Below are 24,367 nucleotides of genomic sequence, written 5' to 3' on the forward strand. Positions count from 1 at the left end.
AAGGTGCTCCCGCCGCCTGACGATGCGGGGTCACCCGGGTTGAGGCGAGGGAAAGGTTGGGTGAACAGGACCTAATCGTGGCCTAGGATTTCCCGGGCGATCTGCTGGGCTTCGAGCTCGTCGGAGGTCACTGTGCTTCCGCGCAGGTACCCGGCGCTGGCGGTGATGCGCCTGAGCTCGGCCACGCTTCGGGGCGAGCTGAGACCGTAGTGCGCCATGGCATGACAGTTGGCGCACAGCGGCACCAGATCGGTGAGCGGGTCCAGCTGGTAGCTGCCGCCGAGCTGGGAGGCGGGCACTACGTGGTGGACATCAATGAAGCCGGTACCCGCCTCCCCGTAGGCCGCCTCGAACGAAAAGCCGCACGCCGCGCAGCTGGTGCCGCGGTGCGCGATGCAGGCCCGCCGCGCTTCGGGATCGTTTTCGTACCGGTTGACCGTGCGACGGAAGACGGCGGCCCCGGGGCAGGTGCCGGGCGTCGGCAGAGTCGGGTCCGGGCCCTGCGCCGGGCCGAATTCCGCCCAGAGGCTCCGAAGGCCCGCCTCGTCACCCGGGGCGATCGGGTCACCCTGCCCTACGGTGTCCCACATGACGCCGGGCAACGCCTCGCGGAGAACGTTGGCGGGAACCTGGTCGCCCAGTGGCAGGAGCGCATCGAACGCCACCTGCACCCGGACCATGGATGTCTCCGGGCCGCCGGCGGGCAGCTGAGGGTCCGGATGGACCACGCCGTGGCCGAGCAGGCCGGGACCGCGGGTTCCCTGCAGGACCAGCCACGCGTCCGCGCCGGCGGCTACGTCCGGGCGTACGCTCCACGGCTCAAGGTGGACCCCTGAAACGGCAACCTGTTCAACAACGGCCGGGTAGTTCCACTGGGTCCAGCGGGAAGGGTCCCAGCCCAGGATGACGGCGCTCATGGGCCTATTGTTGCAGCACGATCGCCCGCGCGGCGGGACGGCCCGCCCTGCCCGCCGACGCGGGTTGCCTGGCTACACGCCGGTGTAGACGGTCTTGCCCCAGGTGAAGAAGTCCAGCGCCGACCGGCCCTGCTCGCGGAACGTGTTGGTGGAGGAGTCCTTGACTCCGCCGAACGGCACGTTCAGGTCCAGGCCGGCCGTGGGACGGTTCACCTTGATGACTCCGGCCTGGGCGCGCGCGGCAAAGTCGGTGGCCCGGGCCAGCGAGTCCGTGCAGATGCCGGCGGTCAGGCCGTAGCGGGAATCGTTGATCGCGGCGAGCCCGGCCTCGTAATCCGGGACCTCCAGGACAGCCACCACGGGGCCGAAGATCTCCTCGGTCACCGCGGCGTCGTCGAACGGCAGATCGGTGAGCACCGCCGCCGGGAAGAACAGCGCGCCGGAGGGGTCGCCGTCGTACTCCCCGTGCAGGAGGGTGGCGCCACGCTCGACGGCGGAGCGCACCGCGGCCTGGTCCTGCTCGAACTGCTGCCGGCTCACCACTGCGCCCATGCGGGCTTCGCCCGAATTGACAATGTCGAGGCCGTCGCCGGTGCTGTAGGCGGCGGCTTCCGCGGTGAGTGCCTCGAGGAAGGCGGCGCGGATGCCGGGCGTGACGTACACGCGGGAGGTGGCGGTGCACGCCTGGCCGGTCAGTCCGAACGCGCCGACAGCAACCACCTGTGCGGCTTTGCGGGGATCGGCGTCATCGAGCACCAGGACACCGTTCTTGCCGCCCATCTCCAGCTGCACGCGGGCCCGGCGGCCGTTCAGGATTTCCTGCAGGCCGAGCCCCACGTTGGTGGAGCCGGTGAAGGAGAGCCCGGCGATGCGGGGGTCGCGGGCCAGGGCATCGCCCACCACGCGGCCCTTGCCGTGCACCACGTTGAACACGCCCGCGGGCAAGCCGGCGTCCTGAAGCGCGCGGGCCAGGTGGGTGGCCGAAAGCGGGGTCAGTTCGGCGGGCTTGATCACCACGGCGTTGCCGCTGATCAGGGCCGGGGCGGTCTTCCACGCGGGGATGGCGATGGGGAAGTTCCAGGGCGTAATGAGCCCGACGACGCCCAGCGGTTCGCGGCGGGTGGTGATGGTGGTGTCCGGCAGGCCGGAGGGCAGCACCTCGCCGGTGGCGGCCCAGCCCAGCGAGCCGAAGAAACGCAGCACATCCGAGGCCCGCTTGACCTCGCCCTTGGCTTCGGCCAGGGTCTTGCCTTCCTCCCGGACCAGGTCCTCGGCGATGGCCGTCTGGCGTTCGATCAGCAGGTTGCCCGCGGCGATGAGGATGGCGCCGCGGGACGGTGCCGGCAGGGCTGCCCAGCCGGGCTGCGCAGCGGCGGCCGCGGTGATGGCTGCGTCCACGTCCGCGGCGGTGCCGCTGGGGGAGAGGGCCGCGAGCTCGCCGGGGCGTGCCGGGTTCAGGCGCTCGGTGTCAGCCTCACCGAGCCATTCGCCGTTGATGAGGTGCCGGGCGGTGAGGAGTTCGGCGGCGGTGATGGCGGTGGAAGTCATGGTGTGTCCTTAAGAAGTTTTCGGGGTGGCTAGAGGCTGCGGACCAGGCCGCCGTCGCACCGGAGTGACACTCCGGTGATGTATGACGCCGGTGCGCTGCAGAGGAACGTAGCGGCGGCGCCGAACTCCTCCGGTTCGCCGTAGCGGCGGGCGGGGATGGTCTTGCGGGATTCGAGCTGGATCTCGTGGGCGGTGGTGCCGCGGCGTTTGGCGGCGGCCTGGTCCAGTTCGGCCACCCGGTCCGTGGCGATCCGGCCAGGAAGGACCATGTTCACGGTGACACCGTCCAGGGCCACCTCGGCGGCGAGGGTTTTCAGGTACCCGGCGAGCGCGGCGCGGCCGGTGTTGGATACGGCCAGGTTGGGCAGCGGGGCCACCACGCCGCTGGAGCCGATGGCCACGATCCGTCCCCAGCGCCGTTCCCGCATGCCGGGCAGGACGTGGGAGACGAGGGCGTGCTGGGGTTTGACCAGCAGGTCAAAGGCGCTGGCGATGTCCTCGGAGCTAAGCGCGGCTGCCGCTCCCGGTTTGGGGCCGGGGCCGTTGAGGACCAGGATATCGATGGGCCCGAGGTCCGCCACGGTCTGCTCGACGGCGGACTCGATGCCTTCCGGGGTGGTCAGGTCTGCCTCGATGGCCACGGCGTCAAAACCCGCAACGCCCGCGCCGGCAACCGTATGGCCGTAGGCGCTGTGCAGTTCGGCGACGATCTCCTTGGCACGGTCGCGGCGGCGGCCAACGATGGCCACCCGGACGCCCTCGGCGGCGAGGGCACGGGCCGTTGCCAGGCCCAGCCCGCCCGTTGAGGCGGCCACGAGGGCCGTTTTGCCGGCGATTCCCAGATCCATTAGAAACTCCTTGCAGGGGTGGCGGGGGTTGCTGCTTCAAGGGCGGCGGCGGATTCGGCCAGGTGTGTTCCCATGCTGAACCGCAGCTTTTCGGGGAAGCCGGCGGCCGGCGGCCGGACGCTCGGGTCCTTGATGAGCCCGCGTTCGCGCAGGCATTCCTTCCGGATGGCCAGGGCCACCTTGGCCTGCTGCTCGAAGTTGATCAGCGGCAGGTACGGCAGCAGCTGGTCCCGCGCGGCGTCGTATCCGTCGCGCTGCCACGCCCGGACGCAGGCAATGAGCGCCTCGGGGTAGGAGAACCCGGTCATGGCACCGGCGGCGCCGGCCAGGAGCTCATCCAGCAGTCCCTGCCCGCCGAGGCCGCCAAAAATGGAGACCCCAACTGAGGCGCTCAGCTCGGCGATGGCCACGCTGGTGGGCGGTGCCTCGGCTTTGACCGAGATGACATACGTGCACCAGGTCACCACCGAAATGAGCGCCTGGGTACTGATGCTGACGCCGCTGGCCAGCGGGTAGTCCTGCAGCACCACCTTGGCGCCGGTGGCGCGGTGGATGGCGTCCAGGTGTGCAATCACCATGTCGGGGCGGGCCGAGTTGGCCTGCACCATCACGGCGGCCAGGCGCTCGCCGGCTACCGCCTGAGCGGCGAGGATTTCGTCGATGGCGGGCCGGGTGGCCAGCGCCGTCACGCCCACCACCAGCGGAAGGTCAGTGCATTCGACGGCGATTTCCAGGACCTGGCAGCGTTCCTCCGCCGTAAGGGCGGCTGCTTCGCCAAACACGCCCAGGACGGTCAGCCCGGTGGCACCGATGGCCTTGTAATGCTCCACCAGCCCGGACAGGCTGTCCAGATCCACGTCCATGGTGCTGCCTTGGAATGGGGTGGCCACGACGCCCCAGACGCCGGGTGCCAGGGACTCCCGGGCTGCAGCGCCCGTACCTTCGTTCAGCTCAGTCATTGGATCCTCCTCGAAATTCGTGTTTGTCAGCGTCCGGGCCAGGCCGGCGCCCGCTTTTCCTGGAAGGCACGGACCCCTTCGGCCGAGTCCTCACTGTCCAGTGCCGCCATCAGGGCCGGCAGCCGGAGGCCGCGGGCTTCCTTGGCCGTCAGGTGCCCGGTCTGGGTGACCATCTGTTTGACGGCCCGGACGGAGGTGGGGGCGCACGCCAGGATCTGGTCCACCCAGCGCTGCACCGCGGCGTCGAGCCCGTCCGCGGGGACCACCTCGTTGACGAGGCCCATGTCCTTCATCTCCGCGGCGTCGGCCTTCCGGCCGGTGAGCAGCATGCCCATGGCCTGCGTGTAGGGGACGCGTCGCACCAGCTGGTGGATGCCGCCGTCGAGCGCCAAACGCCCCACCCGGGGTTCCGTCAGCCCGAATTTTGCCGTATCCGCGGCCACCACGATGTCGGCACCGAGGACGATCTCCATGCCGCCGCCCAGCGCGTAGCCGTTCACCCGGGCGATCACCGGGATGTCCAGAGTGGTCCGCAGGCTCAGGCCGCCGAAGCCGTTCGGGTCCAGGCCGGCCCAGTACTCCAGGCCGGTCTTGTCCACGGCGGAGGCTGACATGTCGGCCCCGACGCAGAAGGCCCGCGCGCCGGCACCGGTGATGACCACGGCACGTACATCCGGGTCCGCCTCGAGCTGTTCCCAGATCTCATTGAGCCGGGCCTGGGCGGCGCCGTCGACGGCGTTGAGCACATGCTGCCGGTCGATGACCACCGTTGCAACGTGGTTTTCGATGGTCAGGGTGACCTGGTCCACCGGCGCGGAGGCCGCGGCCGCCGTCGTGCGTTCCTCGGTAGCGGCGGTCACCGGAGCACCCCCAGCTGCTGCAGGCGCTCGATGGTCTCGGGATCGAAGCCGTTCTCCAGCAGGACCTCCACGTTGTGCTCGCCGAGACGGGGTGCCACGCGGCGGACGGTGGGCGGGGTGGCGGAGAGCCGGATGGGGGCGTTGAGCATCTTCACGGTGCCGACGCCGGGATGTTCAGCCTCCACGATCATGCCGTTGGCCTCGGTCTGGGCGTCGGCCAGGGCCTGCTCCAGGGTGTGGACCGGGGCGTTGAGCAGGCCCTGTTCCTCGAGCTTGCCGGTCCAGTATTCGGTGGTGTTGGTGGCCATGCGCTCGCGGAAGATGGCCTGCAGCGCCGGCTTGTGCTTGAACTGCTGCTCCAGGTTGGCGAACTCGGGGCGCTGGGTGAGGTCCTCGTCCAGGCCCAAGGCGTCGGAGATGCGGGCCAGCGGGTCCGGGGTGAAGCCGCCCACCATGCACACGGCGCCGTCGGTGGTCTCGAAGACGCCGCTCAGCGGCATGGCACCCCAGTTGACCTCGTAGCCGCGGTTGAGCTGCATGCACGCCTCCTGCATCTGCAGGTGCAGCATGGAGTCGTACATGGTCACCTCCACCTTCTGGCCGACGCCGGAAGCTTCGCGGGTGCGCAGCGCCAGCAGGATGCCCTGCATCAGGTGCATCCCGGTGATGTAGTCGCACAGGGTGGTGGGGTAGATGGCCGGCTTCTGGTCGTCCGATTCGCGCCGCCACATCACCCCGGAGTAGGCCTGCGCGATCGCATCCTGGCCCCCCTTGTGGGAGTAGGGTCCCACCGGGCCGAAGCCGGTGCCGGAAGCCCAAATAATGCCCCGGTTCTCCTGCTTGAGCTCCTCGTAACCGAAGCCCATCCGCTCCATCACACCGGAGCGGAAGTTGCTGACCACCACGTCCGCGTCCGCCATGATGGCGTGCAGCACGTTCCGGCCCTCCTCGGTGCGGGTGTCGATCGAGACGCTGCGCTTGTTCCGGTTGATGGACAGGAAGATGGGGTTATCCTGGCCGTCCTGGTCCGGGAACGAGTTGCGCGAGATGTCCCCGGCGCCCGGGCGTTCCACCTTGATGATGTCCGCGCCGTAGTCGCCCAGCATCTGGGTGCACGACGGGCCCATAAACACCTGGGTGAAGTCCACGATCTTGATGCCGTCCAGCGGCAGCGGGGTCACTGCCGCAACGCTCTCGGTGAGGGGTACAGCGGCGGCGGGTACCGTCGTCGTACGTTCTGTCTTCTCTGCCACGGCGGTGCTCATGCGGGCACCACTGCATCCGCATCGATGGTGGCGTTCGACGACGGGACGTCGCCCGGGTCCGCGCCGTGCCGGCGCATGCCCTGCTGGATGTCCAGCGCGGAGACATCGCGCACCAGGGCGCCGTTCTCGACGGCGAGGGCTGCCGCGACGCCCACGGCCTGGCCCATGGCCATGCAGGGCGGGATCTCGCGGGACATCTTCTGCGCGTCGGGGGTTGCGGAGTAGTGGCGGCCGGCCACCAGCAGCTGGTCCACTTCCTTGGGCAGCAGCGAGCGGTACGGGTAGTAGTAGTCGCGGCCGCGGGCCACGGTGTCCGCGAAGTGCCGGCGCTGGGTGACATCGTCCTTGGTCATGACGTACTCACCCTGCAGCAGGCGGGTCTGGCGGACGCCCATCTGGGAGGCGACATCGAGCATGTAGCAGTTTTCGAAGCCCGGCAGGTTGGCGCGGACGTAGTCCACGGCCTCGGAGATCCTGTCGCGGGCGGCGAACTCCGCGGCGGTCATTTCCGCCGGGTCCGTGCCGTCGAAGCCGGACATGTGCGGGGCGTTGCACCAGACCACGCCGTCGATGGGGGTCTTGAGCCACCACAGTTCCCAGGCGCCGCCGAGAAGCCGCTTGATCTTGCGGTTGATGGCACGGGCTTCCTTGGGGTTGGCCTGCTCGAAGGCCTCGGCGGCCTTGGTGTCCACGTTGCCCAGGCGGAAGACGAGGGTGGTGATGTAGTTGTCCTTGGCGTAGCTGGCACCGGCACGGGAGGCGACGTCGATGTCGCCGGTGGTGTCGATGACCACGTCCGCCATGAACGCCTGCGGGCCGGACTTGGTTTCGCAGATGACGCCCTTCATCACGCCGTTGTCCACGATGGGACGGGAGAACCAGGAGTGCAGGCGGAGGTCCACGCCGGCCTCACGGACCAGGTCGTTGGACACGCGCTTCCAGCCGTCCGGATCGAAGGCCGCCGCGTAGCAGATGGGTTTGGGCGTGGTGTGGGAGTGGAAGTCGAAGGTGCCGTAGCGGCCCCACTTGTTCCAGAGTTCCTCGGAGGTCTTGCGGTCATCTGCCGGCGGGACCACGGCGAGGCCCAGCTTCTGCAGGCGCTCCACGTACTCGGAGACGATGCCGGTGACGGTGATTTCCTGGCCGTTGATCATGTCGTCCAGCACCAGGACCATGCCGCCCGAGGCGAGGCCGCCGAGGGACGAGTAGCGCTCCAGGAGGGTGACTTTCGCGCCGGAGCGCGCCGCGGTGACGGCGGCGGCCACGCCTGCGGGGCCACCGCCAACCACCAGGACGTTGGAACGGGAGATGACCGGGGCGGTGAGGTCCGCCGTCGTGGTTGCAAGCTCAAGGGAGCCGGAGAAGGTGTTTTCGGGCACGGCAAAGCTGGCTGTGTTGATCATGGGGGAAGTTCCTTACTTTCCGACGAAGATGCCGTTGCTGCGGCGGGCGGCGACGTAGAAGACGATGCTGAGGATGGACAGGGCGGCCACATAGACCGGGAAGACCCAGCTGAGGTTCATGGACTGGAGCCAGACCAGGAGGTAGGAGGCGGTGCCGCCGAACAGGGCCACACCGATGCCGTAGCCCAGGGCCACGCCGGCGCCGCGGCAGTTCTTGGGCATCAGGGACGAGCTCACCACGTTGTACAGGGTCATGTTCAGGACCAGGACCAGGGAGCCGCCCAGGAGGACCGCGGCGAAGCCGCCGATACCCGGCTGGACGTACATCAGCATGAGGAAGACGGACGGGATGGCCAGGATCCGGGTGATCAGGAACCAGCGGGACATTGCCCGGCCGTCGGCGAGCTTGCCGATAATCCAGCTGCCAACCACCAGGATGAGGCCGAGGACCGTGGTGAGGGCGAACACGGCAGTGGGGTCTTCCTTGAATCCGCTGCGGGCTGCCGTGGGAAGGCCCACGTTCCAGGCGTAGTTATAGGCCTGGGCCGCGCCCACCACGAAGACAATGGCCAGGACGGACAGCCAGTGCTTGCGGACTCCGGTCCACACGGCCTTGGAGGTGTTGGTGGCCAGTTCCTCGGCCTTCATGGTTTCCGGCAGCGAACGGCGGAGGTAGAGGACCACAAAGCCGAAGAGTGCGCCGAGGATGAACGGGACCCGCCAGCCCCACTCGCCCATGGCTGCCGCGCCGAGGACCAGGCTGCAGAGGAAGCTGACCAGGGAAGCGAGCAGGATGCCGATGTTGACGTAGAAGGACATGATGCCGGCCACGTAGCCTTCGCGGCCTTCGGGCGCCAGTTCCACGGCGTGCGAGGTGGACAGCGGGGCTTCGATGCCGGTGGAGATGCCCTGCAGAACACGGCAGGCCACCAGGATGATGCCGGCCCACGCACCGATCTGGGTGTAGCTGGGGGTGACGGCAATGACCAGGGTGGTGCCGGCCATCAGCATGATGGACAGCAGCATGACGCGGCGGCGGCCTATGCGGTCGGCGAGGGTGCCCAGCAGGATGCCGCCCAGCGGACGGAAGGCGAAGCCCACGGCAAACACGGCCAGCGTGTCCAAGGTGGCGGACAGGGGATCGGTGTTGGGAAAGAAGTTCGGTCCGATGAAGGCGGACAGGAGGCCGAAGACCATCCAGTCGTACCATTCGAGTGCGTTGCCGAGGCCCAGGCCCAGCAGGCCCTTACGGACTTCGGGGGAGAACTTTTTGGCGGTGCGGACGGTTGTGGGGGACGTGACTGCGTTGTCCGTCGCATTGCGGCTTGTTGGTTGGGGATCCGTGGCTTGGATATCGAGCATGGAGGTGTCCTTACGCTTACGCCGGGGACGGCGTGGGAGGGTATGACGCATCGGCGGCCTGGGGACAGGACGGAAGATGCGAAAGGATGCAAGGACTGTCGGCGGGCGCAGGGCAGGCCCGGACAGTAGGGATGGAACGGTAAGCGCCGGTTGGGGACGGCGTGATTACCACGCGTGTGGTGCGTTAACCCAAATCGCTACGCATACCTCTTCGTAGCTGTTTTTGTACCAGTGCGGGGTGTCCGAGGAGAAGGTGATGGAGTCGCCTGCCTCCAGGGTGTGGCACTCGCCGTCAAGGAAGATGTCCTTCTTGCCGGAGAGGATGATGCCGAACTCTTCGCCGCTGTGGCGGAAGGGCGTTGCACTGGTGTCGTGGCCGGGAGGGCTGACAATCCACTGGGCTTCCAGGGCGCCGTTCTGGTCCGGCGTGAGCAGTTCGTACACAGCCTCGCCGAGGGACTTCTTGGTGACGCCCTTGAGGTTGCGCCTCTCGGCCTTGCGGACCACGGGGGATCTGGTTTCCTCCTGGCCGAGGAAGAATTTCCCCACCGGGATGTCCAGGCCGTGGGCCAGTTGCGCCAGGGTAGTGAAGGACGGGTTCGCCATGCCGCGTTCGATCTGGCTGACGATCGCCTGGCTAAGGCCGGTGGTCTCCGAAAGCTTGGCCAGGGTCATGCCCTTTTCCTTGCGCATGGCCCGTACCTTGTTGCCGACAGTTGCCAGCAGTGCGCTGGTGGCTGGCGGTGCCTGGGTTGAGCTTTCGGTGGTCATCGCTTATCTTTCACTTGGTGATCTGACTCACACAACTATAGTGAATATTTTTAGCGAGTCAATGGTTTCTCTTAAATAAAGTGAAGAAATTCACAGGAGTGCGTGTTTTGACTGATGGGCCTGGACGGCGCTTCGCGGTGCGGCGCGATGGTGCGGCAACGGCGGGCCCTGGACGGGTAATCGTGGAGGAGACCTCACCTTTGCCGGGCACAAAGATGCCGGTGCAGCCGTTCGCGGGACCGCGCCAACTGCACCGGCGAGTAGGACGAATATTCGGAATTTACGGATCATTCCTCATGCGCGGCTCCTCATGCCCCGGTTTGTCTTTCCGGGCTATGCCCTGTCCCCGGCCCTGCTGCGGGTAAGGAGCCAGCCGCACGCGATCATCGCTACGCCCAGCACCAGGTGGGTCCAGTTGTCCGTCATGTTAAGCGACAGGAAATTGGCCGCCGATCCAACACCGACACTGAGCCCGAAAATGCTGAGGATGATGTACAGCGCACCGGCGCCCATGAGGAAATTGCGCGCACCGTGTTCGGTCCGTGACATCGCCCAGCCCGTGGCGCCGATGGCCAGCTGCACAATATTGAGCAGCAAGGACACCTGGAACGCACCCAGGAACATCGCATGGGAGTCAGGCCCAAGGAACATCAATTCGCCGTACCGGGAGGTGATGCCGGGGATAAAGCCCAGGACACCCACCGCCAACATGAGAATACCTACACCCATGCCGACATTCTGGACGTCTGCGCGTCCGAAATGAACGCCGTGTGCATGTGGGGATGCGGTAGTCATTTTTCTGCCTCCAACCACTGATTGCGGACAATCCAATTTTACGGCGGGGCTGTGGAAAAAGCGCTGGACCGGGGTGTGCGCCCCCGCCGGGCCGAGCAGAATTTCCTGGCCGGCGCCACTGGCTTCAGACTCTGGTGAGCTGCGTCTCCTCTCAGAATGAGCCTGTCGCAGACCGGCTGGCGGGTCCGGCCGTGACACCATGGAACACGATGAAACTGCGCGCTGATCAGACCGGAGACCGTGGCCTTCCCATGCCCTTGTGGCTACAGGGCGCCCTCGAAACGGCGCAGGCGGCCATCATCTCGGCGCTCCTGGTGCTTGTTCCCATCGTGGCTGTCTGGGCCACGGGCGGCTTCCGGAACACCGCGTTCGACGCACTGGCCCGGCTCGCCGGCCAGGCGTGGCTCCTGATCCACGGCGTCCCCCTGGAACTGGCCGACGTCGGCACCGGTGCGGCCCACAGTGCGAGTTCGGGCGTCCTGACCCTGATCCCCCTGGGGCTCACCCTGATACCGTTCCTGCTCGCCTGGCGGGCCGGGCGGCGGCTGGCCCGCGCCTCATACACTGACCAGCTGTGGCAGGCGCTGCTCGGTTCCTGGCTGGTTTACTCGGCCTTCGGGGCAGCCACCGGGTTTGTGTGCCGCACGCCCGACGTCGTGATCAACATCTGGCACGCCATGCTGATCCCGCTTATCCCGTTCGCCCTGGGCATGGTCATCGGGGCCCGCCGCGAGGCCGGTTCGTGGAGCCGGCTGATCGGCGTCGACGCCGTGGACTGGATCTCGCGCACCAGCCAGCATTCACGCTGGGCCGGGTCCTACCTCGGGTCCGCCGCAAAGGCAGGCTTCCTGGCACTGGTGTCCGCACTGACCCTCGCCTGTGTGCTCCTGGCCGTGGACGTCTTCGTCCACTGGAACTTGGTGCTGGCTGTGTACGAAGCGGTCGACGCCGGCGCGGTAGGGGGCGCGGCGCTCACCATCGCGCAGCTCGGTTACCTGCCCAACCTTGCGGTCTTTGCGCTGGCGTGGGTTTCGGGCTCCGGTTTCGCCATGGGCGTCGGGTCCGAGGTGGGTCCCCTTGGCACCGCAACCGGGCCCCTGCCGTCCATCCCCGTCTTTGCCGCGATCCCGTCAGGTCCGCTGGACTACGGGTTTGTGGCGCTGGTGGTGCCGGTCCTTGCCGGCGTCCTTGCCGGCTGGTGGTTCCTGCGCGAAGGCGAAAACCACTTCGACGAATGGCTGTCCATCAAGGTGCACGCCCGCTGGTTCACCGCCACCGCCTCCACTCTGGCGCTTGGCGTCCTGATCGGTGCCGTTGCTGGCACGCTGGCGGCTGGACTGGCGTGGCTCGCTGGCGGCTCCGCGGGACTGGGACGCCTGACGGACATCGGACCCGACCCCTTGTGGCTGGGACTCTGGCTGGCAGCGGAAGTGGGGATCGGCGTCGTGATCGGTTACGCGGCCGGGCCCTGGCTGGAACGCCAGCAGCACGTCGAAGAGGACGCGGAACTGGTTTCCTAGCCTTCTTCCCGGCGCGTGACCCTGAGGTTGGGAAGTCCGGGGCCAGTGCACGGAGACGCGCCTTCCGGCGACCCAAATCATTCCGGGGCCATCCGGTTTTGCCGGGTGTTTTGGGACTAGTGTTGCAGGGGTCGGCAACTGCCGCGAATACCCTCAAGGAGGGTGCATGAACTCCAGCCAATCCAGCTCCGAGCAGTTCGGCCAGCACTTGATCAGCGTCGGCGGTTCCGAAGCTGACGTCAGTGAATCCGCGTACGCGGTCACCGGCGACGACACGGTCGAGAGTGTGGTGTCGGGTCTGCGGATCAAACAACAGCAGCAGGGGACGCCGGCCAGCCCGCCGTCCATACTTCATGCTTCCGCGCAGGTCCTGATCAGCAGGCGGGATGAGCATGACCCCGACAGCCATGCCGGAACATCCCTGGCGGGTGAGTACCAGCTGGACATCCACGTCAGCGCGGACCGCACCACGCGGGAATCCATCCCGGAAAAGGATCTTGAGCAGGCTCAGATCTGGGCGAAGGGCCGGATCGAGGCTGAGGGAGCCGACTTCGGTGCCATCTACTTCCCTGCCGGCGGCGGAGTCGAACCCGGCACTGGAGCCCTTGAGTGCCGTTATGACCGCGCGGTGGGCTGGTACCGGTAGGGGATTGCCGTGGCGGGTTCGGGTGGCTAACGGAGGCCGGGCATTGACTGCTCCAGCTGGACGCGGCAGTTGGTCATCGCCTGGTCCGTCAGGGCCTGCCGCTGGCATGCCTGGAACTCCTGGACCTGGCTGAAGAAGACCGCCGAAGCCAGGATGACCAGCAGCATGATCAGGGAGACCACCAGTCCGGCGATGGTGCCGAACAGGACCAGCCTGGACTCCTTCAGCTGTGCCGACCGGACCAGCAGCATGATGCCCAGGACGAAGCTTGCTGCGCTCAGGATGCCGGTGAGCCAGAGATAGCTGACGTCCAGCTGGTAGACGAAGAATGCGCCGAGCACCGTCAGAAGGAAGATCCGGAACAGGTTGTGGGTCTTGCTGAGCGAGGCCTTGGCGGCCTCGCTGAGCTGCGGTTTAGTCCGCTGCTGGCCAGCCGATTCCGGGGGAGTAGTCATGGATTCCAGCCTACGCGAGCCTGCCCATAAGCTAGACCCATGCGCATCGTAGTCCTCGTTTCCGGTACCGGCTCCAACCTCCAGGCCGTCATCGACGCCGTGAAGTCAGGGGAGCTGGACGTGGAAATCGCGGCGGTGGGAGCCGATCGCGAGGGGACGTACGGCGTCGAGCGTTCCTCCGAGGCGGGGCTGGAGACGTTCGTGGTCAACTTCAACTCGTTCCCCACGCGCGACGAATGGGATGCGGCACTGACCGCGAAGGTGGCCTCCTACGCCCCGGATGTGGTGGTCTCCTCAGGGTTCATGCGGATTGTGAGCGCGGACTTCATCGATGCGTTCAACGGCAAGTACCTGAACACGCACCCCGCCCTGTTGCCCGCGTTCCCCGGGGCCCACGGCGTCCGCGATGCCATGGCCTACGGCGTGAAGGTCACCGGCTGCACGGTGCACTGGGCCGACGCCGGCGTGGACACCGGCCCCATCATCGCCCAGGAAGCCGTCTCCATTGAGCCGGGGGACAGCGAGGACTCCCTGCATGAGCGGATCAAGGTGGTGGAGCGCCGCCTCCTGGTCCAGACCCTGGCCAACCTCGCCGCCACCACCCCCTCCGCCTGACCCCTCCCAACTAATCCACCTCCCCTCCCAGCCGTTCCCCCTCCTCCCAACTGACTGGCAGTTAACGTCGTCATTCGCGTTTTTCACGACGTTAACTGCCAGTCAGTTGGGCTGGGGCGGCTGGCCTGTGGATAACTTACAAACCGTTGCCCAGGATTTGTAACCATGGGACATGAGGAATCCGATACCGCTGCCGTCTGAGCTCGCAGGGAGCCCTTTCACTGTGTATGAGGCCGCCGACGCCGGCGTCAGCTTAGGGCGCCTGCGGTACAAAGGACTCGGGGTCCCCAGCCGCGGAATACGTATCCCTTTGGCTGAATCTTCCGATGGCGCAGGCAGTATTAGGCCGTATACGGTGGTGACTCCGTTTTCGGCTGCGTCCCATGCCACCGCTTTCGCTCAGTGGGACTTTCCCGGTTTCCTGCCCGGAGCCGACGACGGCCGGGTTCACATTTCGCGTCCCGACACGATGGCCATCGTGCGACGCCGGCAGGTAGTTGGGCATGTCGGTCAGTTCTTTGCCGATGAAATCGTGAGCCACAACGGTCTGCTCATCACGTCCCGGACCCGGACATGGCTCGACTGCTCCCGCAAGATGAGCGTCGAGGAGCTGACGGTGGTTGCAGATCACCTGCTGAGGATTCCGCGGCCGGACTTCGAGGCGAGGTCTGAGCCTTTCGCAACGACGGACGATCTGGCAGACATGCTGGACCGTCATAAGGGGACCCCGGGAATCCGGAAGGCGCGCCTTGCGCTTGAACAGGCACGGGTGGGGGCTGATTCTGCCCCGGAAACCAGGCTTAGGCTGGCACTGGAGTACGCGGGGCTGCCGGAACCGCAACTGAACGTGCCCACGGAGCTCAGTGTCGGCGTCGTGCGTCAACCCGATCTGGCGTATCCGGAGCACCGCGTCGCGGTGGAGTACGAAGGCGAGGGGCACTCCGAGGCGGCACAGATCGTCAGGGACATCGCCCGGGAGGAGGACTTCGCGCGGGCTGGCTGGTTGCCGGTCAGGATCTCAAAACGTCACATGCAGAACGAGGCACGGGCCGCCGTCGCCAAGGTCCGCACGGCGCTGCTAAGCCGTGGCTGGCGCCCCAACTGACTGGCATTTAACGTCGTGAAACGGGCGAATGGCGACGTTAAATGCGAGTCAGTTGGGAGGAGGGATGGAGCGGCGGTGGTGCGCCCCTAGTCGAGGCGGCGCAGCCTGGTTTCGGGGGAGAAGAACGCCATCCACAGCACGGCCACCAGGACCAGGCCCCCGGCCAGGGCGAAGGATGTGGCCAGGCCCAGCTCCGGCCAGAAGTAGTTGGCGAAAATGAGCGGCCCGAAGCCAGCACCCAGCCGGGAGAACGTGGAGGCCCAGCCGAAGCCGGTGCCGCGCAGCTCCGTGGGGTACAGCTCTGACACGTAGGCGTAGAGGACCGGTATGGCCACCTGGACGACGAAGCCGAAGACGAGCAGCCAGAAGATCGCCGCCGACGGGATATCCACCACAAACGCCACGACCACCAGTGTCAGCGCGGCGAGCGGGCCGGTGATGGCCAGGATCCACTTCCGGCCCACACGCTCCACCAGCAGGGCTGCCACGATGACGCCCAACAGGCCCACGGCGGACATGGACGCCGTGGTCACAAAGGCCTTGTATTCGGCGAAACCGGCACCGATCAGGATCCTGGGCATCCACGTCAGGGACAGGTAATAGACCAGCAGGATCGAGAAGAAGAGGGCCCACGCGGTCGCCGTGATCTTCCAGTTGAACTGCCACACGAGGCGCAGCTGGTGCCACGCACTGCCGGCGGACAGCCGCGGAACGTCCTGCGCGTCGGGCAGGCTGTACGCGCGGGGTTCGGCGCCCGTAGCTGTTACGAGGTCGTCAATGACCTTGGCCGCTTCCTCCCGCCGGCCCTTCCGGATCAGGAACAGCGGAGATTCCGGAACGCTGCGCCGGATCCAGAACACCAGCAGCGCCGGCAGCACCATGACCAGCATGGTCAGCCGCCAGTCCCCGAAAATACCCACCAGCCCGGCGGAGATGAAGCCGGCCAGGGCAGCGCCCACCGGCCACCAGCCGTCCATCGCGGTGAGGACCTTGCCGCGTTGCTTCCGGGGCGTGAACTCGCCAACGAGCGCATAGTCCACGGGAATGCAGCCGCCCAGACCGAAACCGGCCATAAAGCGGAACACGCAGAACCACACGAAATCGGGAGAGAAGGCGCCCAGCACGGTGAACAGCGAGAAAATCAGCAGCGTTGCCGTGAACGCCTTCTTCCGCCCGATGGTGTCCGCGATGGTTCCCCAGACAAAAGCGCCCAGCGCCATGCCGATGAGGTTGGCCGTTCCCACCCAGGCGACTTCACCGGCCGACAGGGCCCAATGGGTGGAGAGCAGCGGGATCAGGATGCCGTTGAGCGTCACGTCCCAGGCGTCAAACATAAAGCCGAGGCCGCCGATCACGAAGATCCGGCCCTGGACCTTCCACCGCCACGGCAGTTCCTGGACCACCTGTTCGCCGCTGGGCACAGTGGTGTAAATATTCATCGCAGCCTCCTGCCTAAATCTTAGAGGCATGCGAAGTTGCAGGAGGCCTGGGTGGCAGCCGCGCAAACGGAGGCAAGGCGCGACACGATAAACTGACCCTATCCCCACCACCCGCGGCCCACCCGCGGCCCTGGTCCGCGACATAAAGACGGAGACTTTTGTGAGCTTCACGCAGCCTGAACGTGTATCCATCGACCGGGTTCCCATCCGCCGGGCCCTGATCTCGGTCTACGACAAGACCGGTCTGGAAGAGCTCGCCAAAGGACTCCACGCAGCAGGCGTGAAGATTGTCTCCACCGGCTCCACCGCCAAGAAGATCGCGGCGGCCGGCATCCCGGTCCAGGAAGTCGAGGAAGTCACCGGCTCCCCGGAGATGCTGGACGGCCGCGTCAAGACCCTGCACCCGCGGGTCCACGGCGGCATCCTCGCTGACCGCCGCGTCCCGGCGCACATGGAGACGCTGGCCAAAATGGAGATCGAGACCTTCGACCTCGTGGTGGTGAACCTGTACCCGTTCGTGGAGACGGTCAAGTCCGGCGCCGGGCAGGATGACGTGGTGGAGCAGATCGACATCGGCGGCCCCGCCATGGTGCGTTCGGCAGCGAAGAACCACGCCGCCGTCGCCATTGTGGTGGACCCCGGCTTCTACGGCTCCGTCGTCGAAGCCGCCGCCGCAGGCGGCTTTGACCTGAAGACCCGACGCCGGCTGGCCGCGAAGGCGTTCGCCCACACCGCCGCGTACGACAACGCAGTTGCGTCCTGGACTGCCAGCCAGTTCAAGGATGAGGACGGCGACGGCATCATCGACTGGCCCGCCTACGCCGGGCTCTCCCTGGAACGCTCCGAGGTCCTCCGCTATGGCGAAAACCCGCACCAGCAGGCCGCGCTGTACGTGGACAAGGCCGCCCCCGCCGGCATCGCCCAGGCAGACCAGCTCCACGGCAAGGCCATGAGCTACAACAACTTCGTCGACGCCGACGCCGCCCTCCGCGCCGCGTTCGACTTCACCGAGCCCGCCGTCGCCATCATCAAGCACGCCAACCCGTGCGGCGTCGCGGTCGGCTCCAAGGACGCTGAAGACCCCATCGCCGACGCCCACGCCAAGGCCCACGCCTGCGATCCCGTTTCCGCCTTCGGTGGTGTCATCGCGGCCAACAGCACCGTGACCGCCGGCATGGCCCGCACGGTGGCAGGCATCTTCACGGAGGTGGTCATCGCCCCGGCCTTCGAACCCGAAGCCGTGGAAATCCTCTCCAAGAAGAAGAACATCCGCCTGCTGGCCCTGCCGGAGGGCTACGGCCGGTACCCCACGGAGTTCCGCCAGGTCTCCGGCGGCATGCTGGTCCAGGCCACCGACAAGGTGGACGCCGACGGCGACAACCCCGCCAACTGGACCCTAGCCGCCGGCGACGCCGCGGACGAGAAGACCCTCGCGGACCTGGCCTTTGCCTGGACCGCCTGCCGCGCAGCCAAGTCCAACGCCATCCTGCTGGCCGACAACGGCGCTGCCGTGGGCATCGGCATGGGCCAGGTCAACCGCCTCGACTCCTGCAAGCTCGCCGTGGAACGCGCCAACACCTTGGGCCTCCAGGTGGAGTCCGACGTCGAAGGTGCCGGCGGTGCCTCGAACGCCAGCGGTGCCGGCGCACCTGAGCGTGCCCGCGGGGCCGTCGCGGCATCGGACGCGTTCTTCCCGTTCGCCGACGGACTGCAGATCCTGATCGACGCCGGTGTGCGCGCCGTGGTCCAGCCGGGCGGTTCCGTCCGGGACGAGGAAGTCATTGCCGCGGCCAACGCGGCCGGCATCACCATGTACTTCACGGGTGCCCGCCACTTCTTCCACTGACACGCGGCGAAGCCGAAACGCCCGACGGCGGCCCTCCCCAACTGTGGGGAGGGCCGCCGTCGGGCGTTTAACGGGAATTCAGGAAGGATCCGGTGCGGGGCCTTCGTCATCCTCCGGGCGATGGGGAGCGGGCTCCGGGATCCGAAGCTCGCGGGGCTTGGCCTCCGCCATCCGCTCGGGGGTCCAGTAGGCGAGGATCTCCTCGGGCGTCTGGTCCGATGTGCTGTGGCTGGCGGAATCCATCCCCGGCTCCGGATTTGGGCCCCGGGCCGGGGCGGGCGTCTTCCTAGGCTGTTTCGGCAAGCTTGTAGGTGCCTTCTATGTCGGCACCCCAGTACGGGCCGTACATGACGTTGCCGTCGTTGTACCCGTAGCTGTTAATGGAGTTCTGCGTGTCGTTGTTGAGAAGCCACGGCCCGCCTGAGGAACCGCCCGTCATGGTGCACGGGATGCCCTGCGTGTTGAACTCCGGGTGCCTGGTGTCGTTCGACGCGTTGCCCTGGCAGCTCCACAGCTGCTCGCCGTCGTAGGGCTTGGCGGCAGGGTAGCCGTAGGAGGTGTAGCTCATACCCCGGTCCGCACCGAATTCGACGCCGGAACTTCCCACTACGGCGGTGAGGGTATCCCCGTCCGCGTTAGGGTTCATGACCGCGAAGCCGGTATCGAAGGCGATGTCCCCCGTGGTCTTCCATTGGGGTGTGGTGTGCAGTGACTTGGCGGTCCACCGGCCGTAGGGTTCGTTGCCGTTGTCGTAGGCGGGAACAAAGATGAAGTTGGTTGCGAACGCGCCCGGACCTTCGTTGACGCAGTGCCCGGCTGTGGCCACGGTGCTTTCGTTGGCGGAAGTGACGGCGTTGCCGGAGCAGACGTAGTTGAACCCGCCCATGGTGAAGAAGACCTTGCCGATGTGGTCCACCGCGTCAGCCGTCTGCGCGAACTTCTGGCTGCTGCTGTTTACCTTGCTTGCCTTGTGTGGCTTCACTTTGGTGTTTTTGCCCTTGGTCACGGCGTCGGGGGCAGTCGCCGGACGTTCTTTCGCGGAGCCTGCCAGGGTATCGCCGGGTATAGCCGCCAGCATGCGTTCCGGTGTCCAATATTCCGCCGCACCGGTGCTGTCCACCTTCACACTGGCAAGGGCGGGGGCCGGCTGAACGCCCGGCGCCGGCGGGGCGGCATTCGCCGTGCCGGCGCCAACCAGCGCCAACATGGCAGCTGCCGAAAGGCTGAGGAGACTGGCCGCCAAGGACCTGGTTCGCGTCATGATTGTCCTGTCTGAGCGGGGGAGAGGGCGGCCTTAGGAGGCCCGCCCGTGACCAGTAGAACCTACCGATGCACAACGACTTTTGTAAATAGTAGTGCCGTCCTTAATGGCGCGTCACTCTGGTAAAAGCTCAGGTCACAGGGTACTTTTTAGTGACTACTGACATGTCCGATCTGGGCTCCGGACTTCGAGCGAAATTTGGGGCCCAACGTGACTGCATTTTGGAAATCCGCCAAGAAATCCACAGCAAAAGGCCGGCATTTTGCAGGCGGCGCGCCAGCGGAGACCGCTGTCCCCGATATGGAGGCGTTCACCGCGGCTCTCCAACTGCGCGACGTCGACCCGGTCCATACATTCACCGCGACGGAAGAACTGCGCCGCCAGGACCCCAAGTACGTGCAGCTGTGGCCCAGTGATATTCCCCACAAAAGGCGCTGACTGGCGCCTCACCAATGCCGGTACCCGCCGGCGTTAATGCCCGACGGCGACTGGCCCCACCTAGGTGCCTGCCGCCGTCGTGCGTTCTCCAGTGCCCCCAAAAGTGCGGTAATACGGGGGCGTCCGGCGGTCCCGGGTAGGGCCCAAAGCCGTGTCCTCGGGTAAGTTGGGGGTGGTGAAATAGACCAAATTTCCAAAGCCGACCTCCAGGGAGACGCCCGCGCATGTCCAAGATTATCTATACCCACACCGACGAAGCGCCGATGCTGGCTACGTATTCGTTCTTGCCGATCATCGAGGCGTTCGCTTCGACTGCAGGTGTGGAGGTGGAGACCCGTGACATCTCGCTCGCAGGCCGCATCATCTCCGTGTTCGGTGACTACCTCACCCCGGAGCAGCAGACCGGTGACGCCCTTGCTGAACTCGGTAAACTGGCGAAGACGCCGGAAGCCAACATAATCAAGCTGCCGAACATCAGCGCTTCCATCCCGCAGCTGAAGGCCGCGATCGCCGAACTCCAGGGCCAGGGCTACAACCTGCCGGACTACCCGGACAACCCCTCCTCCGACGAAGAGACGGCCATCCGCTCGCGCTACGACAAGATCAAGGGCTCCGCCGTGAACCCGGTCCTGCGCGAAGGCAACTCGGACCGCCGTGCCCCGCTGTCCGTGAAGAACTACGCCCGCCAGAACCCGCACTCCATGGGTGCCTGGTCCGCGGACTCCAAGACCAACGTGGCCACCATGGGCGCCGACGACTTCCGCTCCAACGAGAAGTCCGTGGTGATCGACGCCGACGGCACCATCACCATCCAGCTGGTCCGCGAAGATGGCTCCGTGAAGGTCCTGAAGAAGGCTTTCCCGGTTCTTGCCGGCGAAGTGATCGACGGCACCGTGATGCGCGCAGCCGCCCTCGACGAGTTCCTGAAGGCACAGGTTGCCCGCGCCAAGGAAGAGGGCGTGCTGTTCTCCGCCCACCTGAAGGCCACCATGATGAAGGTCTCGGACCCCATCATCTTCGGCCACGTGGTGAAGGCCTACTTCTCCGAACTCTTTGCAACCTACGGCAAGCAGCTTTCCGCCGCGGGCCTGAGCCCGAACAACGGCCTGGCTGCCATCATGAACGGCCTCGACGACCTGCCCGAGGACGTCCGCGAAGGCGTCAAGTCCCTCATCCAGAAGGGCCTCGACGACGGCCCCGCCCTGGCCATGGTGGACTCGGACAAGGGCATCACCAGCCTGAACGTGCCGTCCGACATCATTGTTGACGCCTCCATGCCGGCCATGATCCGCTCCTCCGGCCACATGTGGGGCCCGGACGGCAAGGAAGCCGACACTCTGGCTGTCCTCCCGGACAGCTCCTACGCCGGCATCTACCAGGTTGTGGTGGATGACTGCCGCGCCAACGGCGCCTTCGATCCCACCACCATGGGCACCGTCCCCAACGTCGGCCTCATGGCCCAGGCCGCCGAGGAATACGGCAGCCACGACAAGACGTTCGAAATCCAGGAAGCCGGCACGGTCCAGATCGTTGACGGCACCGGCAACGTACTGATCGAACACTCGGTCTCCGAAGGTGACATCTGGCGCGCCTGCCAGACCAAGGACGCCCCCATCCGCGACTGGGTCAAGCTTGCCGTGACCCGCGCACGCGCCTCCAAGACCCCCGCCGTGTTCTGGCTTGACGAGACCCGCGCCCACGATGCCAACCTCATCGCCAAGGTCAACGAGTACCTCAAGGACTACGACACCGAGGGCCTGGACATCCAGATCATGTCCCCGGAGAAGGCCACCGCGTTCACCCTGGAGCGCATCCGCAAGGGTGAGGACACCATCTCCGTCTCCGGCAACGTGCTGCGCGATTACCTCACGGACCTGTTCCCCATCCTGGAACTCGGAACCAGCGCCAAGATGCTTTCGGTGGTTCCGCTGATGAACGGCGGCGGACTGTTCGAGACCGGCGCCGGCGGATCGGCTCCGAAGCACGTCCAGCAGCTGCTCAAGGAAAACCACCTCCGCTGGGACAGCCTGGGCGAGTTCCTGGCCTTGGCAGTGAGCTTCGAGCACCTGGCAACCACCACGGACAACGCCCGCGCGCAGGTCCTGGCCGACACTCTCGACAGGGCGACCGGCACATTCCTGCTGGAGAACAAGTCCCCGAGCCGCCGTGCAGGCGAGCTGGACAACCGCGGCAGCCACTACTTCCTGGCCCGCTACTGGGCTGAGGAACTGGCCAAGCAGACCGAGGACGCCGAGCTTGCGGCATCCTTCGCCGCCGTGGCCGGTGAGCTGGGCTCCAACGAGGAGACCATCGTGGGCGAGCTGGCCGCAGTGCAGGGCTCCCCGGTGGACATCGGAGGCTACTACCGTCCGGACGAGGCCAAGGCGTCGGCCGTCATGCGCCCCTCCGCCACGCTGAACAAGGTCATCGCGACCCTGAAGTAACACACAGCAGGCAATAAACGCGGCGCCCCGGGAAACCGGGGCGCCGCGTTTTTGCTGTTCGTGAGTTTAGTAGGCAGGGTCCAGGATCGAGGTTGGCTGTGTCAGCCGTCCTTGCCCTTGCCCTTGCCGCTGTTTCCGTTACTGCCCTTGTTGTCTGCGGGTGCAGGGGCCGGTGGGGCCGGCGCGGCGCTTTTGGCAGCTGCCGCCGCGGCATCCGCTTCGGCCTGCCGTTGCGCCGCGGCGGCATCCTCGGCGGCCTTGGCGGCTGCCGCCGCTGCTACGGCTTCATTGAGGTCAGCGCGGACGGCTGCAACGGCGGTCACTATTGACCGTCGGCGGTCCTCGGACACGGACCCGTTGCCGGCAGCCGCGGCCAGGTCCGCCTCCAGGTCCGCCAAAGCGGCAAGGGCTCCCGTGGCGTCATTGGCCGCGGCGGCCTGGCTGACGGTGAGCACCCGCTGCTGGAGCTGCGCCGCGGTGTCCTGCTTCAGGCCCGAGTCCACGGGACCGCAGGCTGCCAGCGACCCGGCCAGCAGCAGGACCGCCGCCGCAAACGCCGTGCGGAAAGCACCGCGGCCACTCCACCGCGCGGTCATGGCTTCACGCTCTTTTGAAGTTCCTGGAGATGGTCACCCAGGGCGCCGCTGACAGTGGGGTAGGGGACGACGTCGGGAGTTGACTCTGAGGCGAGGCTGACGGTCATCGCCGTTGCGGCAGCCACGATGGCAACTATCCCCAGGGAAACGGCAAGCCAGAAACGCCTTCCCCGGCGCACACGGGGCAGCTTTGATTCGGCCGTGACGGCGATGGAGGGCGGCCTGAACGGCATGGCCGGGAGCACCCGGGTGGTCTCCGTGGCGAGTTCGCCAGGGGTGGACACGGGTGAGACCAGGGCCCGGCGAAGCACCGCTTCGACGTCGGAAGCGGCTGGCCGTTCCAGGGGTTCGATGGCTGTCATGGAGCGGATCAGGTCAGCCCATTCGGACGGGACGCCGGCCGGGATTTCGGGTGCACGGTGCAGGCGGGCAACGGCGGACTCCACTGCGTTTCCTGGAAACTCCACTGTTTGTTTGATGCACTCCAGCAGGACCAGCCCGAAGGAGTAGATGTCTGTGGCGGGAGACAACGGCGAGCCCAGGGCCTGCTCCGGGCTGAGGTAAGCCGCCGTGCCCACCATGGTTCCGGTGGCGGTGAGGCGCGTTGAGTCGACGATCCTGGCGATGCCGAAGTCCGTCAGCTTGGGCCGCAGGGGCTCGCCCGGGCGGATCTGTACCAGCAGGATGTTGCCGGGCTTGATGTCGCGGTGGATGATGCCCAAGCCGTGGACGTAGGCCAGCGCGTCGGCTATGCCCGCCCCGATCACGGCCAGCTCATCGAGGGGGACGGGGCTGTGACTGATGCGGCTGCGAAGGTCCTGTCCCTCCACCAGCTCCATGGTCAGGAACGGCCGAGGTTCGTCTGCGAGACGGGTATCGATTCCGGCGTCGAACAGGGTGACCAGGCTGGGATGGTTGAGGGTGGCCAGCAGCTGGATTTCGGCTTCCTGGCGTTTGAGCTCGTCAGCGTCTGATGCCTGCGGGACAAAGAGCTTCAGGGCTACGTCCCGGCCCAGATTTTCGTCCCGGGCGCAGTAGACAGTGGACATCCCGCCTCTGCCGACAACCTCACCCAACCGATAGCGTCCACCGATCACGTCATTCCTGAGCGAGCTGGGCGATTCCGCCACGATAACCGTCCTCCCGGTGTGCCCCGGGGCACTGTTGTACACCAAATCATACTTGCGGACTTGGATACTAAGGCTACTTCGGTTCAGTTGGCGCGCACACCGATGGCCCGGTTGGGAGCCATAAGGGCTTCCCAGCCGGACCGT

23 protein-coding genes are annotated in these 24,367 nt (G+C 66.6%); 7 read left to right on the forward strand and 16 right to left on the reverse strand.

The annotated features are described in order from the left end of the window. Positions 1–71: 71 nt before the first annotated feature. From NQJ30_RS00395 to NQJ30_RS00440, 10 genes are all read right to left on the reverse strand, one after another. Positions 72–917 carry an HNH endonuclease gene (locus NQJ30_RS00395; protein ID WP_255767740.1) on the reverse strand — a complete coding sequence of 282 codons (846 nt, stop codon included), beginning with the start codon at positions 915–917 and terminating at the stop codon, positions 72–74. Positions 918–989: 72 nt separating this feature from the next. Then, positions 990–2,465: an aldehyde dehydrogenase family protein gene (locus NQJ30_RS00400; RefSeq protein ID WP_255767742.1), complete on the reverse strand. Its 1,476-nt coding sequence runs from the start codon at positions 2,463–2,465 to the stop codon at positions 990–992. Positions 2,466–2,494: 29 nt separating this feature from the next. Next, the gene (locus NQJ30_RS00405) at positions 2,495–3,313 is read right to left on the reverse strand and encodes an SDR family oxidoreductase (protein WP_255767743.1); all 819 of its coding nucleotides are present in this window, start codon (positions 3,311–3,313) and stop codon (positions 2,495–2,497) included. Beyond that, positions 3,313–4,272 carry a dihydrodipicolinate synthase family protein gene (locus NQJ30_RS00410; protein WP_255767744.1) on the reverse strand — a complete coding sequence of 320 codons (960 nt, stop codon included), beginning with the start codon at positions 4,270–4,272 and terminating at the stop codon, positions 3,313–3,315. The genes NQJ30_RS00405 and NQJ30_RS00410 overlap by 1 nt, the downstream gene beginning before the upstream one ends. 26 nt (positions 4,273–4,298) lie before the next feature. Next, positions 4,299–5,132, reverse strand: coding sequence for an enoyl-CoA hydratase-related protein (locus NQJ30_RS00415; RefSeq protein ID WP_255767746.1), 834 nt, complete (start codon positions 5,130–5,132; stop codon positions 4,299–4,301). Continuing rightward, the gene (locus NQJ30_RS00420; protein WP_255767748.1) at positions 5,129–6,397 is read right to left on the reverse strand and encodes a CaiB/BaiF CoA transferase family protein; all 1,269 of its coding nucleotides are present in this window, start codon (positions 6,395–6,397) and stop codon (positions 5,129–5,131) included. The genes NQJ30_RS00415 and NQJ30_RS00420 overlap by 4 nt, the downstream gene beginning before the upstream one ends. Further along, on the reverse strand, positions 6,394–7,800 hold the full coding sequence (locus NQJ30_RS00425; protein WP_255767749.1) for an FAD-dependent oxidoreductase: 1,407 nt from the start codon (positions 7,798–7,800) through the stop codon (positions 6,394–6,396). The genes NQJ30_RS00420 and NQJ30_RS00425 overlap by 4 nt, the downstream gene beginning before the upstream one ends. 12 nt (positions 7,801–7,812) lie before the next feature. After that, entirely contained in the window at positions 7,813–9,162 is a 1,350-nt protein-coding gene (locus NQJ30_RS00430) for an MFS transporter (RefSeq protein WP_255767752.1), read from the reverse strand. Positions 9,163–9,327: 165 nt separating this feature from the next. After that, positions 9,328–9,933, reverse strand: coding sequence for a helix-turn-helix domain-containing protein (locus NQJ30_RS00435; RefSeq protein ID WP_255767753.1), 606 nt, complete (start codon positions 9,931–9,933; stop codon positions 9,328–9,330). A 333-nt stretch (positions 9,934–10,266) separates the two neighbouring features. Continuing rightward, positions 10,267–10,728 (reverse strand): DUF4383 domain-containing protein, encoded by a 462-nt coding sequence (locus NQJ30_RS00440; protein ID WP_374113199.1) that lies wholly within the window; start codon positions 10,726–10,728, stop codon positions 10,267–10,269. A gap of 209 nt (positions 10,729–10,937) precedes the next feature. On the opposite strand from NQJ30_RS00440, the gene NQJ30_RS00445 reads away from it, so the two are divergent. Then, on the forward strand, positions 10,938–12,248 hold the full coding sequence (locus tag NQJ30_RS00445) for a cell division protein PerM (protein ID WP_255767757.1): 1,311 nt from the start codon (positions 10,938–10,940) through the stop codon (positions 12,246–12,248). A 166-nt stretch (positions 12,249–12,414) separates the two neighbouring features. Further along, entirely contained in the window at positions 12,415–12,894 is a 480-nt protein-coding gene (locus NQJ30_RS00450; protein ID WP_255767760.1) for a hypothetical protein, read from the forward strand. A gap of 26 nt (positions 12,895–12,920) precedes the next feature. On the opposite strand, the gene NQJ30_RS00455 is transcribed toward NQJ30_RS00450, so the two are convergent. Then, positions 12,921–13,349: a hypothetical protein gene (locus NQJ30_RS00455; protein WP_255767761.1), complete on the reverse strand. Its 429-nt coding sequence runs from the start codon at positions 13,347–13,349 to the stop codon at positions 12,921–12,923. Between the two features lie 39 nt (positions 13,350–13,388). On the opposite strand from NQJ30_RS00455, the gene purN reads away from it, so the two are divergent. Together purN and NQJ30_RS00465 are read left to right on the forward strand one after the other, a co-directional pair. Next, positions 13,389–13,964 (forward strand): phosphoribosylglycinamide formyltransferase, encoded by a 576-nt coding sequence (gene purN / locus NQJ30_RS00460; RefSeq protein WP_255767763.1) that lies wholly within the window; start codon positions 13,389–13,391, stop codon positions 13,962–13,964. A 358-nt stretch (positions 13,965–14,322) separates the two neighbouring features. Next, complete coding sequence (locus NQJ30_RS00465; protein ID WP_255767764.1) at positions 14,323–15,069, forward strand: endonuclease domain-containing protein; 747 nt, start codon at positions 14,323–14,325, stop codon at positions 15,067–15,069. A gap of 86 nt (positions 15,070–15,155) precedes the next feature. Here NQJ30_RS00465 and NQJ30_RS00470 read toward each other — a convergent pair whose 3' ends face one another. Continuing rightward, on the reverse strand, positions 15,156–16,508 hold the full coding sequence (locus NQJ30_RS00470) for an MFS transporter (RefSeq protein WP_255767767.1): 1,353 nt from the start codon (positions 16,506–16,508) through the stop codon (positions 15,156–15,158). A gap of 160 nt (positions 16,509–16,668) precedes the next feature. On the opposite strand from NQJ30_RS00470, the gene purH reads away from it, so the two are divergent. Continuing rightward, positions 16,669–18,354, forward strand: a complete 1,686-nt coding sequence (gene purH, locus NQJ30_RS00475; RefSeq protein WP_255767770.1) for a bifunctional phosphoribosylaminoimidazolecarboxamide formyltransferase/IMP cyclohydrolase — start codon at positions 16,669–16,671, stop codon at positions 18,352–18,354. Positions 18,355–18,432: 78 nt separating this feature from the next. Here purH and NQJ30_RS00480 read toward each other — a convergent pair whose 3' ends face one another. Together NQJ30_RS00480 and NQJ30_RS00485 are read right to left on the reverse strand one after the other, a co-directional pair. Then, on the reverse strand, positions 18,433–18,597 hold the full coding sequence (locus NQJ30_RS00480) for a hypothetical protein (protein ID WP_255767771.1): 165 nt from the start codon (positions 18,595–18,597) through the stop codon (positions 18,433–18,435). Between the two features lie 43 nt (positions 18,598–18,640). Then, on the reverse strand, positions 18,641–19,615 hold the full coding sequence (locus tag NQJ30_RS00485; RefSeq protein WP_255767772.1) for a trypsin-like serine peptidase: 975 nt from the start codon (positions 19,613–19,615) through the stop codon (positions 18,641–18,643). Between the two features lie 210 nt (positions 19,616–19,825). Here NQJ30_RS00485 and NQJ30_RS00490 point away from each other — a divergent pair, with 210 nt between their 5' ends. Further along, a complete protein-coding gene (locus tag NQJ30_RS00490) occupies positions 19,826–20,053 on the forward strand; it encodes a hypothetical protein (RefSeq protein ID WP_255767773.1) in 228 nt (75 codons plus the stop codon). A 224-nt stretch (positions 20,054–20,277) separates the two neighbouring features. Beyond that, complete coding sequence (locus NQJ30_RS00495; protein WP_255767774.1) at positions 20,278–22,497, forward strand: NADP-dependent isocitrate dehydrogenase; 2,220 nt, start codon at positions 20,278–20,280, stop codon at positions 22,495–22,497. A gap of 101 nt (positions 22,498–22,598) precedes the next feature. Here NQJ30_RS00495 and NQJ30_RS00500 read toward each other — a convergent pair whose 3' ends face one another. Further along, complete coding sequence (locus NQJ30_RS00500; protein ID WP_255767775.1) at positions 22,599–23,093, reverse strand: hypothetical protein; 495 nt, start codon at positions 23,091–23,093, stop codon at positions 22,599–22,601. Continuing rightward, positions 23,090–24,226: a serine/threonine-protein kinase gene (locus tag NQJ30_RS00505; protein WP_255767923.1), complete on the reverse strand. Its 1,137-nt coding sequence runs from the start codon at positions 24,224–24,226 to the stop codon at positions 23,090–23,092. The genes NQJ30_RS00500 and NQJ30_RS00505 overlap by 4 nt, the downstream gene beginning before the upstream one ends. Positions 24,227–24,367 lie beyond the last annotated feature (141 nt).

The organism is Pseudarthrobacter sulfonivorans, from assembly GCF_024391045.1.
Taxonomy (GTDB): Bacteria; Actinomycetota; Actinomycetes; order Actinomycetales; family Micrococcaceae; genus Arthrobacter; species Arthrobacter sulfonivorans_B.